Source organism: Bradyrhizobium iriomotense (genome assembly GCF_018130765.1).
Classification (GTDB): Bacteria; Pseudomonadota; Alphaproteobacteria; order Rhizobiales; family Xanthobacteraceae; genus Bradyrhizobium; species Bradyrhizobium iriomotense_A.
In genome coordinates, this window is the sequence record NZ_JAFCJZ010000013.1 from 182627 (window position 1) to 197717 (window position 15091).

Consider the following 15091-nt stretch of genomic DNA (forward strand, 5'->3'; position numbering starts at 1 on the left):
GTCCGACCTCGCAGCGCTCGGGTTTGCGGCTACTGCGGGTGGATCATGGTGGGATCGTCGAGATCGACCTCTCTGTCGGCGTCGGCCGCACCCTTGTTGGTGTCGACCGTGGCGTAGACCGACATGCCGGCGCGGAGCAGGTTCTGCTTGGCCACCGACTTCGGCACGCGGATGCGGACCGGCACGCGCTGCACGATCTTGGTGAAATTGCCGGTGGCGTTGTCGGGCGGCAGCAGCGTGAACACCGAGCCTGCGCCCGCCGCGATGCTGTCGACGACGCCGGAGAACTTGCGCATGCCATAGGCATCGACCTTGATCGTCACCGGTTGGCCGGGGCGGATGCGCTTGAGCTGCGTCTCCTTGAAGTTGGCGTCGATATAGACCTCGTCGAGCGGCACGACATTGCCGAGCCGCTGGCCGACCGCGACGAAGTCGCCGGCATTGACCAGGCGGTTGGAGAACGTGCCGTCCACCGGTGCGCGCACCGCCGTGAAGGCGAGGTCGCGCTCGGCCTTGGCGAGCGAGGTCTTGAGCTCCGCGAGCTGCGCCTGCGCTTCGGCCTGCTGAGCCTTGGTGACATCGACATTGCTGACCGCGACATCATAGGCGGCCTGCGCAGCCTTGACGGCGGCAGCGCCCTGGTCGCGTCCGGCTTCCGAGCTCTCGAAGGTGGCGCGCGACGCAAAGCCCTTGCTGCTCAACGCCTGCTGGCGCTCATAATCGAGGTCGGCGCGCTTGAGGCCGGCTTCGGCCGAGACGAGCTGCGCCTTGGCCTGCGCGACCTGGCTCTCGAGGGCTGCGATCTGGCGGCCGATGCGATCGATGGTGGCCTGCTGGGTCGCGATCTTGGTCGCGGCGGCATCGACCGCGATCTTGTAGTCGCCGTCGTCGATACGGAAGATGATGTCGCCGGCGCGCACCGTCGTGTTGTCGCCGGCAAGGATCGAGGAGATGTGGCCGGCAACGCGCGCGCCCAGCATGGTGTTGTTGGCGCGGACATAGGCGTCGTCAGTGGAGATGTAGAAGCGGCCGACCAGCGTGTAATAGCCGGCATAGCTCGCAGCCGCGAGCGCCAGCACGAGACCGACGCCCATCAGGACGAATTTGCGCTTGCCGGATTTTGGCGCGCCGGCAGCGGGCGCATCCGGCGCGGCGGCCGGCTTGTCGGTCACGGGCTTCTCCGGCGCCTCGCTGCGGCGCTTGGTTTCCTCGGCCACATGGGAGCGCAGCTGCTCGGCGAGGGCTGCGGGCGCCTCGGCCGCAGCTTCATCGTTCGCCGACATCGTCTCCACCGTTTCCTGGCGAATGACGCGCGCAGCCTGGTCTCTCGATACGGCCATAAAGGCCTCCCCAAAAAAAGCGCGACCAAGGACAGCCGCCTCGCGGCCAGTTCCTCTCGCTCATCCCAAATATCATTGACCGAACCGTTCGGTCAATATAGATAATATGCCCGGGTCGGGACCGTACTGGCCCGAATCCTTTATTTGCGTTTCATAGGCGGCACCTCGTCCAGAAACCTTCCGAGACCCTGAACCAATGGTTGTAGCTGCCAGCGAACATCTGCACGTCATCCAGGAGGAGGACAGCTCCAAGCGCCGCCAGATTCTCGACGGGGCCCGCAAGGTGTTCATGGATCTGGGTTTTGACGGCGCCAGCATGGGCGAGATCGCGCGCGCCGCGCAGGTCTCCAAGGGCACGCTCTACGTCTACTTCGCCGACAAATGCGCGCTGTTCGAAGCCATCCTCGAGCAGGAGGCGCTCCAGCACGGCCAGGTGGTGTTCAATTTCGATCCGGTGCGCGATGCCGAGACCACGCTGAAGGATTTTGGCCGGGCCTATATCCACCTGCTCTGCCGCCCCGGCGGCGGATCAGCGATCCGGACCGTGATGGCGATCGCCGAGCGCATGCCCGATGTCGGCCGCCGCTATTATGCGCGGGTTCTGGACAAGACCATCAACCGCCTCTCCGATTATCTCAAAACCCACGTCGCTTCCGGCGATCTCAAGATCGACGATTGCGACCTTGCGGCGTCGCAGTTCATGGAGCTGTGCAAGGCCTCGCTGTTCCTGCCCTTCGTCTTCCAGGCCGCGCCTGCGCCATCGGAAGAGCGCATGACGGAAGTGGTCGACAGCGCGACGCGGATGTTCCTGGCGGCGTACCGGGCGAAGTAACAGCAAGCGCGCCGCGCGTTGCGCAGGCCGGCCTCACGGCATTATGTTTGGGCCATGTCCCGTGATCTTCGCCCGCCCGTCGATATCCTCCATTACGAGATCGTCCAGGAACAGGCCTCGGCGCTTGGACGGATGGGCCGCACGCTCGAACAAGCGCTCACGCGTTTGCGCGAGTTCGACGCCGCCCACGCCGCCACGGGAACTGCAGCCTCGACGCAGCCGGCGAGGCGCAAGCTGGTGATGGAAGCAGGTCACGCGCTCTGGATGTTCGTGGTGCAACGTGAGGCCACCGGCCTGCGCGACAGCCGCCACATCATGCGCACCTACAACGTCCCGACCGAGGTGCAGCAATGCATGGGGCTGGCCCCCGCACCGTCGAAGCGCGATCGGACTGATAGCGGACGATAGACATTTCAGCTGACGCAATCGTAGCCCGCATGAGCGAAGCGACATGCGGGAATCCTGTTCCCGGAAATCGCGGAGCCTGTCATCGGGCGGCGCTTCACGCCGACCCGTTGACTCATCCGGGCTACAAGAGAAGCTGCGCCCGCCTAATCGTCCGCGTAGTCGTCCTCTTCCTGCTTCCGCGTGCTCTTGCGCGTTCCGAGCGAGCCGGTGACATAGGGATCGCGCCTGCCCGCGTAGGGGTTGCGCTGCTGGGCGCGGCCCGCAACCTCTTCGCCCGACACCGCGGCGGGCTGGCAGATCAAACGGCGGCTGGCGCGGCGCATCAGATCCACGTGGATGTGATCGTAGTGATAGACGTTCGAGCCCGGCGCGAGCACCGTGGTGAAATGCGCGCACGCGCCCGACTGCACATCGCGCAAAAAGCCCTGCTCTTCCGGCATGCCGCGCCAGCCGTCCTTCACGCTGACGCGGCGGCCGTCGGCGAGCACGAAGGCGGAGATGTCGAGCGCGTTGCCGAAGGCGTGCTCGGAGATGTGGGCATGCGGGTTGCCGTTCATGCCGCGGCAGGAATAGGCGGAGATCTGCTTGATCTCGACCACGCGCGCGCCGAACCAGCGCGTCGCCGACGGCTGCACGGTGTCGGCGAGCCAGCGGTCGAGCTCGGACACGATCGGACAGGCGAGCGTCGCGGTCGGCTTGATCGCGACGGGACCGACGGCGGTGACGGGATTGCCCTGCGCGGGGCCAAGGCGCGGCAGCGGTTGCTGCGCGGGCGCCTGCGAATAAGGCGCGGGACCGGGCTGCCGCGCCGGATAGCTCGGCGCATTCATGTAGCGCGCCGCACCCGCGGCATCGGTGCCCTCGGGCGGCAGATCGATCTCGTCTTCCTGCGGCGCTACGCCGGGCGCGTTCAGTGACATCGGTCCGGACGAGGCGCCATAACCGGACGGCTGGCGCGCCGCGCTCTCGGGATAGTTCGACCGCTGCGGATAGGACGATGCCGGATAATTCTGGCTCTGCGGGTAGTTCGACTGCGGCTGCACCGGCCAGCGCGGCTGGTTGCCGATGCTGCCGGGCGGGCGCAACGACTCGTCGGCGAAACCATAGGTGCTCGAGGCTTCGCCGATGGCGGCGACCTTGAGCGGAAACTCCGCGCCGCAGCTGCCCGGCCCGGAGATCGGGTCGATGCGGACGATGTCCGCGCTCTCTTTCACCGCGCCGGATTTCAGGCACGCCGCTTCGGCCTCGGCCCGCCACGGTTCGCGTTCGGCCTGGAAGAAGCCGCGTCCGCAACCCGCTAGCGAAACAAGGACGATGGAGCCGACGAGATACAAACGAACTCCGCGCGTCATGCGCGCACGTTCGGTGAATTTACTTAAAGACTCTTCAACACGTTGATTTCAGTGTTCTTTAACCATAAGGGGCGCGGCAGCGCCGACCGCTGCGGATGATGAGCGACAGCGAGGCTGACTTTTTCGAAAAGAGACTTTCTGTTAACCATAAGGCTGCGCGCCAGGCAGCGCGCACGGGAGCGACCTCATGACGTTCGCCGGGAGACTGAGCGTAGTCACCGCGTACCTCGCCATGGCCTTTGTCGCCGCCATCGTGCTCGGCATGATCTAGGGGCGTCGGTCGACCATGGCCGCTTACCCTCCCCTGGAGGGCAGGGTGGCAAAACGCCCGCCGCTACGACCGTGTACCCCACTGCTGCGATGTCGTGACAATCTTCTCCTGCTGCTCCTCGACGCGCGTCCAGTCGTTGCCGGAGCACCAGAAGCGGCCGAGCGCGCAGGCCTCGACGTAGAGCCTGCCGGAGCTTTTCAGGGTCATCCTCGCATAATAAGTATTGCCGCTGGAGCGACTGTAGATGCTGCCGGTCCAGACGTCGTGCGATTTCGGCTTCATGTTGACGAGCACGCTCTCGCCCCGGCTCGACGTCTCGGTGAGCGCATAGCCGCACAGCGCGGGTCCGCAGCGCTCGATGCGAACCGTACCCTTGGCACCGTCGCTCTCCCATTGTCCGAGCGGCAAATAGGCCGGCTCATCATCGCTACGCATCGCGCTCGTTTTGGCTGGCTTGATCTCGAGGTCCGCAGTGACGGCCGGCGGCTCCGTCCGCGGCGGGTCGAGCGGAATAATCTTCGGCGGATCCAGGCGTGACAGCTCAACCCGTGGCGGATTGGGGCTCGGCACCTCACTCCTTGGCGCCTCGAGTTTTGGCGCCGACGGAGGCACGACAGGCTGTGACGTCGCGGCGGCAAGGACGGGGGCCGGCGGTGCCGGTGGCGGGGCGACGACCGTCGCCTGCGCAGGCCTCGTCGAACCAACCGGACAAACCGGCTGTGGCGCCTGGACCACCGGCACAGGCGGCGCGGCCGGTGCCGTGCTGGCATCGTCCGTCGTCCGCAGGCTGCGGCTGGACACCGAAACACAGGAGGCGGATCGGCAATTCCGCGGTGCCTCGACATGGAACCGATGACCACCGATCGAGAAGGAATAGGAGCCGGCCTGGGCCGCAGGCGCAATCGCCGTCAGTGCGATCAATAGGCCAAGCGAAGTCGCAAGCCGCTGCATCGGCGCCTCCTGTCGTGTCGCGACAAGGTTACGCGGCACGAACCGGGGCTGAATGTGCGCTGCCTCACCCAAACGGGCGCGAGCCGTTGTGACGTCCGTCACGGAAGGCGGGACCGGCCCGGCGTAGGGTCGAACCACGCTTCATTCACCAGCGACTTCAGTCCATCTCGGGACCGCGCAATTCTGGAGGTTGTCATGAACAAGCTCACCATCGCCGCCGCCGCGCTCTTCCTCGCTTCGACCGCCGCCGCGCATGCCGGCGGCAATTCGATCTCGTTCCAGATCGAGGGCCAGCACATCCGCATCGAGACGCCGCGCAACTGCGCCTCGCTCAACTGCGTGACCATCGTCGCCCCGGGCCTGTCGGACAAGCCGATCAAGCTGAACAACATCAACCTGAAGGGCCTCGGCGGCTCCAAGGACGATGACGTCGACACCACGCCGGCTCCGGCCACCGCCGCACAGCCCGCCCCGGCTCCGGTGCAGCAGCAGCCCGTGCAACAGGCGCCGGTTCAGGCGACCGCACCGGCAGCGCCCGTTGCTGCTCCCGCGCCGACCGTTGCCGCTGCACCGTCCGTCGATACGACGGCGCAGCCCGCGCCCGTTGCGGCTCCTGCTCCGGTCGCGGCCGCGCCCGCTCCTGCTTATGTGCCCGCCCCGGCTCCGGTGGCCGCCGCACCTGTGGCCGCCCCGAACTCGCCAATCGGCGTGTGGGCGACCGAAGAGAACAAGGGCAATGTCCGCGTCGAGCAATGTGGCGCCAATCTCTGCGGCTACGCCGCGAAGACCAATGAGCGCATCCTGATCAACATGAAGCCCGAGGGCTCGAAGTGGAGCGGCCGCATCCACGATCCCGACTCCGGCCGCAACTACGACTCCACGATCGCGATGAAGGGCCCGAATGCGATGCGCGTGCAGGGTTGCGCCTTCGGCGGCATGTTCTGCGGCGGCCAGACCTGGAAGCGCGTGAGCTGACGCGCGAAGCGCGTCATCCCGGGGCGATGCAAAGCATCGAACCCGGGATCTCGCGCCACAAACTCGCACCGCCATTTCGAGATTCCGGGTTCGCGACTTCGTCGCGCCCCGGAATGACGAGCAAGAAGGCAGCGCCACGTCTCGGACACCGCGACGTGGCGTTTGAACGTTCGCCGGCCGCATGCGATAGATGTTCATCCGCCATTCAGCCTGATGCGGCTGATATCGGCGGACCTCGCCTCGCGTTCTCACCGGGACTTCATTCGTGGCTTTGATGGTGGCTTGGCGCCGCTTCGTGTTTGCTTTCCCGCTGCTGGCCTTGCCGCTGGCCGGCGCAAACTCCGCGTATGCGTCCGACACGATCGAGCTTGCACAGGCACAGCCGCAGGCAGAGCCGACGCCCGCGCCTTCCCCGACGCCCTCGGCCTCACCGACACCGGCCGCGGATGCGCAAGCCACCGTCGAGCCGATCGGCAATGTCGCCACCGTGGCGGGGATCGCGACCGTGATCCGCGACAGGAACTCCTATCCGCTGCGGGTGCGCGACGACATCTATCTCAACGACATCCTGCAGACCTCGTCGAACTCCTCGCTCGGCATCACCTTCAACGACGCAACCACGTTCAATCTCTCCGCCAGCGCGAAGATCACCATCGACAATTACGTCTATGAGGACGGCGGCAAGCAGAATTCGGCGATCTTCGACATCGGCAAGGGCACCGTGGCCTTCGTTGCGGCGGCAGTGGCGAAGAGCGGCGACATGAAGATCGCGACGCCGACCGCGACGCTCGGCATCCGCGGCACCACCGGCGTCGTCGACGTGCCCGAGAACGCGACCGCGAACACTGCGAATAACGTCAACATCAAACTCTATCCCGACGCCGACGGCCGGGTTGGCCACATCGAGGTCAACGACCGCAGCAGCGGCACGCGGATTGGCGCGCTGACGCAAGCCTCCAGTGGCTTCGCGATCCGGCCTGGCGCAGCCGTTGCCGGCGTGATGCGCTTTGCCGCCGTGCCGATCACGATTCCCGCGCAGCAGATCGCCCGCGACCGCGGCTTCGTCAGCCAGGTGCATCTGGCGCAGACCACGGGCCGGCAGATCGTGACCGAGCAGCGCGACTTCCGCCGCGCCAATCCGGCCGCGATCAGCCGCCTTCCGCGGCCGGCGCAACCGCCGCAGCAGCAACAATTGCGGCCGACGACGGCGCCAAGCCAACAGCCGCAGCGGCCGAACGGCCAGCCTGGCCAGAACAACCGTCCGGGCCAGCAGCAGCCGGGCACGCCGGGCCGGCAAGGTGCGCAACCGCCGCAGCGGCAAGGACAGGGACAACAAGGCGGCGCGGTGCAGCCGGGTGGCCAGCGTGCGGGCCAGGGTCAGCAGCAGCGAAGCCAGCAGCAGCAAGGTCAGCCGCAGCCCGGTCAGCAGCAAGGCGCAGGACGTCCAGGCGCACCGCGCGATGGACAGGGCACCCAGCCCAACGGCGCGCAGCAAACGCGGCCGCAACGCGGCGGACAGATGCAGCCCGGCCAGCCGCCCGCGGCTCAACAGCCAGGCAGCATCCAGCGACCGGGCGGATTCCAGCAGCGCCTCCCCGCCGCGCAGCGACCCGCAGCGCCACGCAAACCGGCGCCTGCTCCGAAGGAGAAGAAAGAGCGGCGGTGATCCTTCTTCCTTCTCCCCTTGTGGGAGAAGGTGGCGCGAAGCGCCGGATGAGGGGTATCTGTCCGCGAACTCCAATCGAGAGAGTGACTCGCGGAGAGAGACCCCTCACCCGTCTCGCCGCTTCGCGGCGAGACACCCTCTCCCACAAGGGGAGAGGGTGCACCGTCAACGCGGCGCTATAATTCTCTCGCTAGAAACTCACGCCTCTCCGCGCAGCCAGGCCTTCACCTTCTGCAACAGCCCATGTCGCAATTCTTCAACCGAAGCGGCTTCGGCGGGTGTCAGCGTCTGCAAGGCGGCATCGATGTCGTCGCTCGACGGCACCGGCTCGGGCGCGGCCACAGGCGCCAGTCCTGCCGCTGCAAACGCGATCGGGCCGATCTGCGTCAGAAACGCGCGCTCATATTCGCGCGACAGGCGGGCGATCGCATCGTCCAGCGTCAGCCAGTCGACCGCCTTGATGTCGTTCATCAGCTTGCGGACCGGACCGCCGTCGGCCTCCATCCGCCAGAAATGCACGACTTTTGAGCGCCCGCCCGATTGATAGACCAGCGTGCCCAGGAATTCGTGCACGGCCACGTCGTGGCCGGTCTCCTCCAGCACTTCGCGGTGCGCGGCCTCTTTCGGCGTTTCACCGTCATCGAGCTTGCCCTTGGGCAAGACCCACTCATTCCGCTTGCGCTGACGCACGACCGCAACCAGCGGCACCGCTCCCCGCCGCAGCACAATACCACCCGCCGCCATCACCGGCGCCCGCGCCATCGCTCACATCCAGTATCATCGTCCCCGAAAGACGATATAGGCGGCGGGGACGGCGGATTGAAGGCTACTTTCTCCTGAGCAGCGCCTGGCCTGCGCGAATGCGTGTGCCCTCGGCGATGCCGTCGCAGAAGGTAAAATCGCCGGGCGCGAGGATGATGATGGTCGAGCCATGCTCGAACCAGCCGAGCTCCTCGCCCTTGCTCACCTTGACGTCGCAAGGAAAATTGACCGGCCCGCGGGTCTGCGCATTCAGCACCATGTCGAGGAAGTGCAGGCGGATGCTCGCAACCAGAATCGCGGCGACCGGCACCAGCGTCACGGCTTCGCCGGTCGACAGATGCGTGCGGATCACCGCGCGCTCGTTCTTGCAGAACAGACGCTCGACCCGCTTCAAGGCGATCGGGTTGACGTTCCAGACGTCGCCATGGATCAGCGCGACGCGCTCGATATGCGCGTCATAGGGCGCATGGAAGCGGTGATACATGCTCGAGGTCAGCCGCAACGTGACGAAGGACCCGTTGCGGTGCTGCTCGACCAGCGCCGAGTCACCAAGCAAGTCCAGCAGTGAATAGGGCGCGCCCTTGACCTGGAACAGTTCGGTGTCGGCGATCTTCCCATGAGCGCCGACGATGCCGTCCGAGGGGCTGGCGACAAGGGATGGGTCGGGATCGAACGGCCGCAGGCCCGGCTTCAGCTCCCGGGTGAAACAATCGTGCAGGCTCCTGAAGTGGGTCTTGCGTGCCTCCGACAGATCGAGGTCGGAGAACAGCTTCCACAGCGCGATCGAAAAATCCCGCACGAGGGGATTCTCGATCTTGGAGAACCAGCCCATGAAGCGGGTCAGGGCCGCGCGGGGGATGCGATTGGTCAACAGGAAGTTGAGGTCTTCCTGCTGGGTGAAAGAGGCGATGAGGGCTTTGACTGTCATGAATCTGTCAGCTCACAGTATTAGCGCTTGTTGTCATGGAAACGACACTCCCGATTCTCTCGATGTCCGTGGCCGCCGCAGCGTCTGCTGCCGCCGTCCTCCCGAAGATCAAGGCACGGGTCGAACTCTCCCGCGCCAAGCATCGCTCGCTCGCCGGGCACTCCAAGATGTCGCGCCGGGTGGCGCGGCTGCTTCCGTTCTACGAGTTCGAGGGTGATAAATATTTCGGCTGCGACGGCGCGCCCGCGAACGTGGTGGCCCAGCGCAAGGACGCCTTCTTCCGTCTCGCGCGCCTCTACGCCGAGCGCTACCCCAAGGGCCGCGCGATGACGAAGGAAGCGGCGGAGACGATCTCCGACCTCAACTTCACCGAGAGTTACCGCGTGCCGTTCCAGTTCTCGCGCCTGGTGCGCGAGAACCTGGGCACCTCGACCTTCATGGAATCGTCCAGCGGCGTCACCGTCACCGATGTCGACGGCAACACCTCCTACGACCTCACGGGGTCCTACGGCGTCAACATCTTCGGCAACGACTTCTACAAGGAGTGCATCGAGGGCTCCGAGAAGCGGGCGCATGCGCTGGGTCCCGTGCTCGGCCCCTACCATCCTGTTATCCTCGAGAACGTGCAGCGGCTCCGCCAGATTTCCGGCCTCGACGAGGTCTCGTTCCACATGTCCGGCACCGAGGCCGTGATGCAGGCGGTGCGGCTCGCGCGCTATCACACCAAACGCACGCACCTCGTCCGCTTCGCCGGCGCCTATCACGGCTGGTGGGGCGACGTGCAGCCCGGCGTTGGCAATCCCATCCCCGCGCATGAGACCTACACCCTCTCCGAGATGTCGGAGAAGACGCTGCATGTGCTGAAGACGCGCAAGGACATCGCCTGCGTGCTGGTCAATCCGCTCCAGGGCCTGCATCCGAACGTCAACGCGCCCGGCGATTCCTCGCTGGTCGATTCCTCCCGCGGCGGCAATTTCGATCGTGCCGCCTACACGGAGTGGCTGAAGAAGCTGCGCGAGGTCTGCGACCAGCGCGGCATCGTGCTGATCTTCGACGAGGTCTTCGTCGGCTTCCGTCTCGCCGCCGGCGGCGCCCAGGAATATTTCGGCGTGCGCGCCGACATGGTGACCTACGGCAAGAGCCTCGCCGGCGGCCTGCCGGTCGGCGTGGTCTGCGGCAAGCGCAAGCTGATGCGCCGCTTCCGCGACGACCGTCCCGCCGACATCTGCTTCGCCCGCGGCACCTTCAACTCGCATCCCTACGTCATGACCGCGATGGATGAGTTCTTGAGCCGGCTCGCCAGCCCGAATTTTCGCGCTGTCTATGACGGTCTGGATGCCACTTGGAACGGCCGCGTCCAGAAGCTCAACCAGATGATGACGGACGCCGACCTGCCGGTGCGGTTCGCCAACTTCTCGTCGATCTGGACGGTGAAATACACCACGCCGTCCCGCTACAACTGGATGCTGCAATATTACCTGCGCGCCGAAGGCCTGGCGCTGAGCTGGGTCGGCACCGGCCGGCTGATCTTCAGCCTCAACTACACCGACGCCGATTTCACCGAGGTCGCCGAACGCTTCGTCCGCGCTGCCGGGAAGATGAAGGCCGACGGCTTCTGGTGGCACGATGGCGTGCTCACCAACAAGCAGATCAAGCGGCAGATTTTGAAGGAAATGCTGGCCAAGCGCTTTGGGCGCTGAGGCCACACTGCGCGGGCTTGCTCCGCCTCTCCCGCTTGCGGGAGAGGCCGACGCGCTCGCAGAGCGCGGCGGGTGAGGGTTCTCACCGCGTAGGGACATCCTCAGTAACCCCCGACAATCCCGACGCGGAGACACCTCCACCCCAGCCCTCCCCCGCAAGCGGGAGAGGGAGCCCACCGCCGATGCCGCTGCATTGTGTGCACCATATGCGATTGTCCGACCGCACGCGGGGAGAGGCGAAGAGGTCCCCAAGACGTGGATGCCCGGGACAAGCCCGGGCATGACATAAACCATAGACATTCGCGATCTGGGCGACGGCCGGATCAGGCGTGTTGCTCTTCGAGCACGGGCTCGTCGATAAAGCCCAGCGTGTGCTCGGGGTTGAGATGCAGGCCGGGATCCATCAGCTCGCCGCGCATCAAAGCGAGCGGCGCGCAGCGATAGAGCATCAGGTCGTGGAAGGGATCGGTCAGGATCTTGGTCATCCAGACGAGACCGGTTTCGACGTCGCGGATGAAGAACAGGTGCACGGTGCGGAACAGAAGACCGCCGCCGCCGACCACGAGCCAGATCTTGGCGACCTGACGCATGAAGTCGGTCGCGCTCGCCCAGGGCGTGAACAGGCCGAACAGCGTGGGATCGACGACCAGCACCAGCGGCGACAGCGCCCAGATCGCCATCAGCACCACCTTGCGCTGCAGGTTGTAGCCGACCTTGATCTCTTCCTTGTACTCGTGCGTGGCCTGGTTGATGTGGTCGTAAGTGTGCGGCTCGAAGAAGAAGTGACCGGCCTGGCGCGAGGTCATCGACACCAACCAACCGACCAGCGCGGAGACCACGGGGTCGATGAACAGCCAGACATAAGCGAAGAGGAAGCTCAGCGCGCTGACGAAGTGCAGGCTCTGATTGATGCGGCTGTGGTGATAGTAGCGATGGTCGTCCCAGCGCTGGATCCGCAGCTGCTCGAGGTAGTTCTTGATCATGCTCTCCCCCAAAATGCTTTCGGGTACGGGATTACAGGGATTCGATGTAGGCCGTGTGACATCATCATTTTGTCATGTGACGATGTGCAACGGCGCGATGACGCACGTGAACGCGTGAGCGGCGGAGTGCCGCCGCTCTTACGCAGCCTTGCTTAGGCCGCCTTGGCGACGTCGACCTTGCGGAAGCGCACCAGCGAGAAGTGTCCCAGCGGCGGGATCAGGCGGCGCTCGGCGAGCTCGATGCCTTTGGCACCGGCCAGCCACTTCGCATAGCGCGACCAGGCGAACTCGGCGGTGCGGAAGCCGAGCGGACGCACCACCGGCTGCAGCTTCTGCTCGATGAAGCGGCGCATGCCGGCGTCGGCGCTGACGCGGGTCAGAATGATCAGCTCGCCGCCGGGACGCAGCACGCGGGCGAATTCGTCGAGCGCCTTCTCCGGATTCGGCACGGCGGTGACGACGTACTGCGCCATCACCACGTCGAAGGAATTGTCGGGGAATTCGAGCTTCTCGGCGTCCATCACCGCAAGCCCCTCGACGTTCTTCAGATTGCCCTCGGCGACGCGCTGGCGCGCCTTGTCGAGCATTGCTTCCGAGATGTCGGTGCCGAAGATGCGCAGGTGCGGCGCATAGAGCGGCAGCGAGATGCCGGTGCCGACGCCGACCTCGAGCACGCGGCCACCGATCTTGTTGGTGGCTGCGATCGCGGCCTGCCGGCCCTTGGCGAACACGCCGCCGAACACGAGATCGTAGACGGGCGCCCAGCGGTCGTAAGCCTGCTCGACAGTGCCACGGGTGAGGTCGAGCTGCTGGGTGCCGTCAAGGTTCATGATCTTAGCCATCGATGAGGTTCTCGCTGTGGATTCAATGAAAGGTCAACCGCGCACCGGCCGCCGCGCCATGCGAGGCGAGGCGCGCAGGACGCGACTGGGCTGAAGTGACGTGAGATTTCCGACGAACTGGCGCGCGCTGTTTTCCCAGGAGCGCTCCAGCGCAAAGTTGCGGCAGGTCTCGCGCGACATGGTGAGTGCGCGCAGGCACGCGGTACGCAAATCGTGGTCGATCGCGCCGATCGGATGATCGGCGATGACGTCCTTGGGGCCCGTCACCGGAAACGCCGCAACCGGTGTACCGCAGGCGAGCGCCTCGAGTTGCACCACGCCGAAGGTGTCGGTTAGGCTTGGAAAGACGAACACGTCGGCCGCGGCGAGATGGGCGGTGAGATCGGCGCCCTTCTTCTCGCCGAGGAAGACTGCGTCCGGATACTTCTTCTCCAGCGCCGCCTTCTGCGGGCCATCGCCGACGACGACCTTGGTCCCGGGCAGGTCGAGCGAGAGGAACGCTTCGAGATTCTTCTCCACCGCCACGCGGCCCATGGTCATGAAGATCGGACCCGGCAGGTCGAGCTTGGCCGGCGCGTCGGGATGGAACAGCTCGGTGTTGACGCCGCGCGTCCAGAAGCCGAGCCGCTTGAAGCCGCGCTCGGACAGCTCCTGCCGCAGCGAGGGCGTCGCCACCATGGTCATCGCGGCGGCATCGTGGAAATGGCGCAGCACGGCATAGCCGACCGCGGCCGGGATGCCGGTCCGCACCGAGACGTATTCCGGAAAGCGCGTCGTATAGGAGGTGGTGAAGGCGAGCCGGTTGCGCCGGCAATAGGCCCGCGCGGCCCAGCCGATCGGACCTTCGGTCGCGATGTGCAGCGCTTCGGGCGCACACCTCTCGATCCGGCGCGCGATCTCCCTTCCGCTCGGCAGCGCGATGCGCAGGCCCGGATAGGTCGGCAGCGGCCAGGACGGAAAGCCGTCCGGCGTCAGGAAGTCGATCTCGACATCGAGCGCCTTGGCCGCATTCGCCAGCGAGGTCAGGGTACGGACCACCCCGTTGACCTGCGGATGCCAGGCGTCAGTCGCGATTAATACCCGCATGGGAAAATCCCGAGAGTTTGATGATTCTCGGCTTAGGACCATCAACCACGGATATTTCAGGCGTGTGACGTCATCGAAGTGTCGGCCCGCTGTTTTGTTCGTTAACGGAGCCCTGCGGCCACGAAACTGTCATGAAACAATCCTTGCCGCGATGAAACCGTTTTCGGTTTTCCGCGCAAACGTCCCGAAACTTGTTTCCGTTAGGGATTTAAGCAACGGAGCACCGCAACGGTGCCGGGGTGACCAAAAACACCCGCGCAAACAGGGGCGACCAATGTTCAATCTGGACACGTTCAAGGCGTATTCGCGCGCCGTTGCTTTTGGCGCAGTCGCGATCTCCGCGATCGCATTCGCAGGCCCGGCCAAGGCCGCGCCGGTGCAGCTCTTCCCCTTCTTCCAGCCGCTGCCGCCGATGACCGCGCCGCAGCCGATCCAGCCCTACCAGGCGCCGACCTATCAGACCGCCCCGTCCGAGGATCAGGACACCGTCGAAATGCCGGCCCGCTTCCGCCGCCAGACGGTTTCCTATGCGACGCGTGAAGCGCCGGGCACCATCATCATCGATACGCCCAACACCTATCTCTATTACGTGCTCGGTAACGGCCAGGCGCTGCGCTACGGCATCGGCGTCGGCCGCGACGGCTTCACCTGGTCCGGCATCCAGTCGGTGAGCAAGAAGGCCGAGTGGCCGGATTGGACGCCGCCGCCGGAGATGATCGCCCGCCAGCCCTATCTGCCGCGCCACATGGCCGGCGGCCCGGGCAACCCGCTCGGCGCCCGCGCCATGTATCTCGGCGGCACCATCTACCGCATCCACGGCACCAACGCGCCCGAGACCATCGGCAAGCACGTCTCCTCCGGCTGCATCCGCATGACCAACGACGACGTCACCGACCTCTACTCCCGCGTCAACGTCGGCACCAAGGTGATCGTGCTGCCGATGTCGGAACGCAGAGCGGACCTCGGCGCTGCGACGCGCTGAAGCGACAGGACAT

The 15091-nt window shown here is 65.7% G+C and carries 14 protein-coding genes; 6 read left to right on the forward strand and 8 right to left on the reverse strand.

Going from position 1 to position 15091, the window contains the following annotated elements; all coding sequences use genetic code 11:
• Positions 1-29: 29 nt before the first annotated feature.
• Entirely contained in the window at positions 30-1340 is a 1311-nt protein-coding gene (locus JQ635_RS22695) for an HlyD family secretion protein (protein WP_211411985.1), read from the reverse strand.
• A gap of 196 nt (positions 1341-1536) precedes the next feature.
• Here JQ635_RS22695 and JQ635_RS22700 point away from each other — a divergent pair, with 196 nt between their 5' ends.
• Together JQ635_RS22700 and JQ635_RS22705 are read left to right on the forward strand one after the other, a co-directional pair.
• Positions 1537-2172: a TetR/AcrR family transcriptional regulator gene (locus JQ635_RS22700; protein WP_211411986.1), complete on the forward strand. Its 636-nt coding sequence runs from the start codon at positions 1537-1539 to the stop codon at positions 2170-2172.
• A 54-nt stretch (positions 2173-2226) separates the two neighbouring features.
• Positions 2227-2580 carry a DUF6665 family protein gene (locus tag JQ635_RS22705; RefSeq protein WP_211411987.1) on the forward strand — a complete coding sequence of 118 codons (354 nt, stop codon included), beginning with the start codon at positions 2227-2229 and terminating at the stop codon, positions 2578-2580.
• 143 nt (positions 2581-2723) lie between these two features.
• Here the strand turns inward: JQ635_RS22705 and JQ635_RS22710 are convergent, their stop codons facing one another.
• A complete protein-coding gene (locus JQ635_RS22710; protein ID WP_211411988.1) occupies positions 2724-3932 on the reverse strand; it encodes an extensin family protein in 1209 nt (402 codons plus the stop codon).
• A 334-nt stretch (positions 3933-4266) separates the two neighbouring features.
• The gene (locus JQ635_RS22715; protein WP_211411989.1) at positions 4267-5154 is read right to left on the reverse strand and encodes a DUF2147 domain-containing protein; all 888 of its coding nucleotides are present in this window, start codon (positions 5152-5154) and stop codon (positions 4267-4269) included.
• A gap of 195 nt (positions 5155-5349) precedes the next feature.
• Between JQ635_RS22715 and JQ635_RS22720 the strand changes: the two genes are divergently transcribed.
• Together JQ635_RS22720 and JQ635_RS22725 are read left to right on the forward strand one after the other, a co-directional pair.
• Positions 5350-6129, forward strand: coding sequence for a DUF2147 domain-containing protein (locus JQ635_RS22720; RefSeq protein ID WP_211411990.1), 780 nt, complete (start codon positions 5350-5352; stop codon positions 6127-6129).
• Between the two features lie 274 nt (positions 6130-6403).
• On the forward strand, positions 6404-7795 hold the full coding sequence (locus tag JQ635_RS22725) for a FecR domain-containing protein (RefSeq protein ID WP_211412083.1): 1392 nt from the start codon (positions 6404-6406) through the stop codon (positions 7793-7795).
• Between the two features lie 198 nt (positions 7796-7993).
• Here JQ635_RS22725 and JQ635_RS22730 read toward each other — a convergent pair whose 3' ends face one another.
• Together JQ635_RS22730 and asd are read right to left on the reverse strand one after the other, a co-directional pair.
• Positions 7994-8557, reverse strand: a complete 564-nt coding sequence (locus JQ635_RS22730; protein WP_211411991.1) for an NUDIX hydrolase — start codon at positions 8555-8557, stop codon at positions 7994-7996.
• Positions 8558-8621: 64 nt separating this feature from the next.
• Positions 8622-9485 (reverse strand): archaetidylserine decarboxylase, encoded by an 864-nt coding sequence (gene asd / locus JQ635_RS22735; protein WP_211411992.1) that lies wholly within the window; start codon positions 9483-9485, stop codon positions 8622-8624.
• A 35-nt stretch (positions 9486-9520) separates the two neighbouring features.
• Between asd and JQ635_RS22740 the strand changes: the two genes are divergently transcribed.
• On the forward strand, positions 9521-11185 hold the full coding sequence (locus tag JQ635_RS22740; RefSeq protein WP_211411993.1) for an aminotransferase class III-fold pyridoxal phosphate-dependent enzyme: 1665 nt from the start codon (positions 9521-9523) through the stop codon (positions 11183-11185).
• A gap of 323 nt (positions 11186-11508) precedes the next feature.
• Here JQ635_RS22740 and JQ635_RS22745 read toward each other — a convergent pair whose 3' ends face one another.
• The 3 genes from JQ635_RS22745 to JQ635_RS22755 all read right to left on the reverse strand — a co-directional run bounded on the left by JQ635_RS22745 (position 11509) and on the right by JQ635_RS22755 (position 14096).
• Positions 11509-12168, reverse strand: coding sequence for a hypothetical protein (locus JQ635_RS22745; RefSeq protein WP_211411994.1), 660 nt, complete (start codon positions 12166-12168; stop codon positions 11509-11511).
• Positions 12169-12320: 152 nt separating this feature from the next.
• Entirely contained in the window at positions 12321-13010 is a 690-nt protein-coding gene (locus JQ635_RS22750; RefSeq protein ID WP_211411995.1) for a class I SAM-dependent methyltransferase, read from the reverse strand.
• A gap of 33 nt (positions 13011-13043) precedes the next feature.
• On the reverse strand, positions 13044-14096 hold the full coding sequence (locus JQ635_RS22755; protein ID WP_211411996.1) for a glycosyltransferase family 4 protein: 1053 nt from the start codon (positions 14094-14096) through the stop codon (positions 13044-13046).
• A gap of 274 nt (positions 14097-14370) precedes the next feature.
• Here JQ635_RS22755 and JQ635_RS22760 point away from each other — a divergent pair, with 274 nt between their 5' ends.
• Positions 14371-15078 carry a L,D-transpeptidase gene (locus JQ635_RS22760; protein WP_211411997.1) on the forward strand — a complete coding sequence of 236 codons (708 nt, stop codon included), beginning with the start codon at positions 14371-14373 and terminating at the stop codon, positions 15076-15078.
• Positions 15079-15091: the final 13 nt, after the last annotated feature.

What these genes read in the sequence shown, in the direction of transcription:
- JQ635_RS22745 (WP_211411994.1), bottom strand. Translation starts at nt 12,168, where the DNA reads ATGATCAAGAACTACCTCGAGCAGCTGCGGATCCAGCGCTGGGACGAC.
- JQ635_RS22720 (WP_211411990.1), top strand. Translation starts at nt 5,350, where the DNA reads ATGAACAAGCTCACCATCGCCGCCGCCGCGCTCTTCCTCGCTTCGACC.
- asd (WP_211411992.1), bottom strand. Translation starts at nt 9,485, where the DNA reads ATGACAGTCAAAGCCCTCATCGCCTCTTTCACCCAGCAGGAAGACCTC.
- JQ635_RS22755 (WP_211411996.1), bottom strand. Translation starts at nt 14,096, where the DNA reads ATGCGGGTATTAATCGCGACTGACGCCTGGCATCCGCAGGTCAACGGG.
- JQ635_RS22715 (WP_211411989.1), bottom strand. Translation starts at nt 5,154, where the DNA reads ATGCAGCGGCTTGCGACTTCGCTTGGCCTATTGATCGCACTGACGGCG.
- JQ635_RS22730 (WP_211411991.1), bottom strand. Translation starts at nt 8,557, where the DNA reads ATGGCGCGGGCGCCGGTGATGGCGGCGGGTGGTATTGTGCTGCGGCGG.
- JQ635_RS22695 (WP_211411985.1), bottom strand. Translation starts at nt 1,340, where the DNA reads ATGGCCGTATCGAGAGACCAGGCTGCGCGCGTCATTCGCCAGGAAACG.
- JQ635_RS22760 (WP_211411997.1), top strand. Translation starts at nt 14,371, where the DNA reads ATGTTCAATCTGGACACGTTCAAGGCGTATTCGCGCGCCGTTGCTTTT.
- JQ635_RS22710 (WP_211411988.1), bottom strand. Translation starts at nt 3,932, where the DNA reads ATGACGCGCGGAGTTCGTTTGTATCTCGTCGGCTCCATCGTCCTTGTT.
- JQ635_RS22750 (WP_211411995.1), bottom strand. Translation starts at nt 13,010, where the DNA reads ATGGCTAAGATCATGAACCTTGACGGCACCCAGCAGCTCGACCTCACC.
- JQ635_RS22725 (WP_211412083.1), top strand. Translation starts at nt 6,404, where the DNA reads ATGGTGGCTTGGCGCCGCTTCGTGTTTGCTTTCCCGCTGCTGGCCTTG.
- JQ635_RS22700 (WP_211411986.1), top strand. Translation starts at nt 1,537, where the DNA reads ATGGTTGTAGCTGCCAGCGAACATCTGCACGTCATCCAGGAGGAGGAC.
- JQ635_RS22705 (WP_211411987.1), top strand. Translation starts at nt 2,227, where the DNA reads ATGTCCCGTGATCTTCGCCCGCCCGTCGATATCCTCCATTACGAGATC.
- JQ635_RS22740 (WP_211411993.1), top strand. Translation starts at nt 9,521, where the DNA reads ATGGAAACGACACTCCCGATTCTCTCGATGTCCGTGGCCGCCGCAGCG.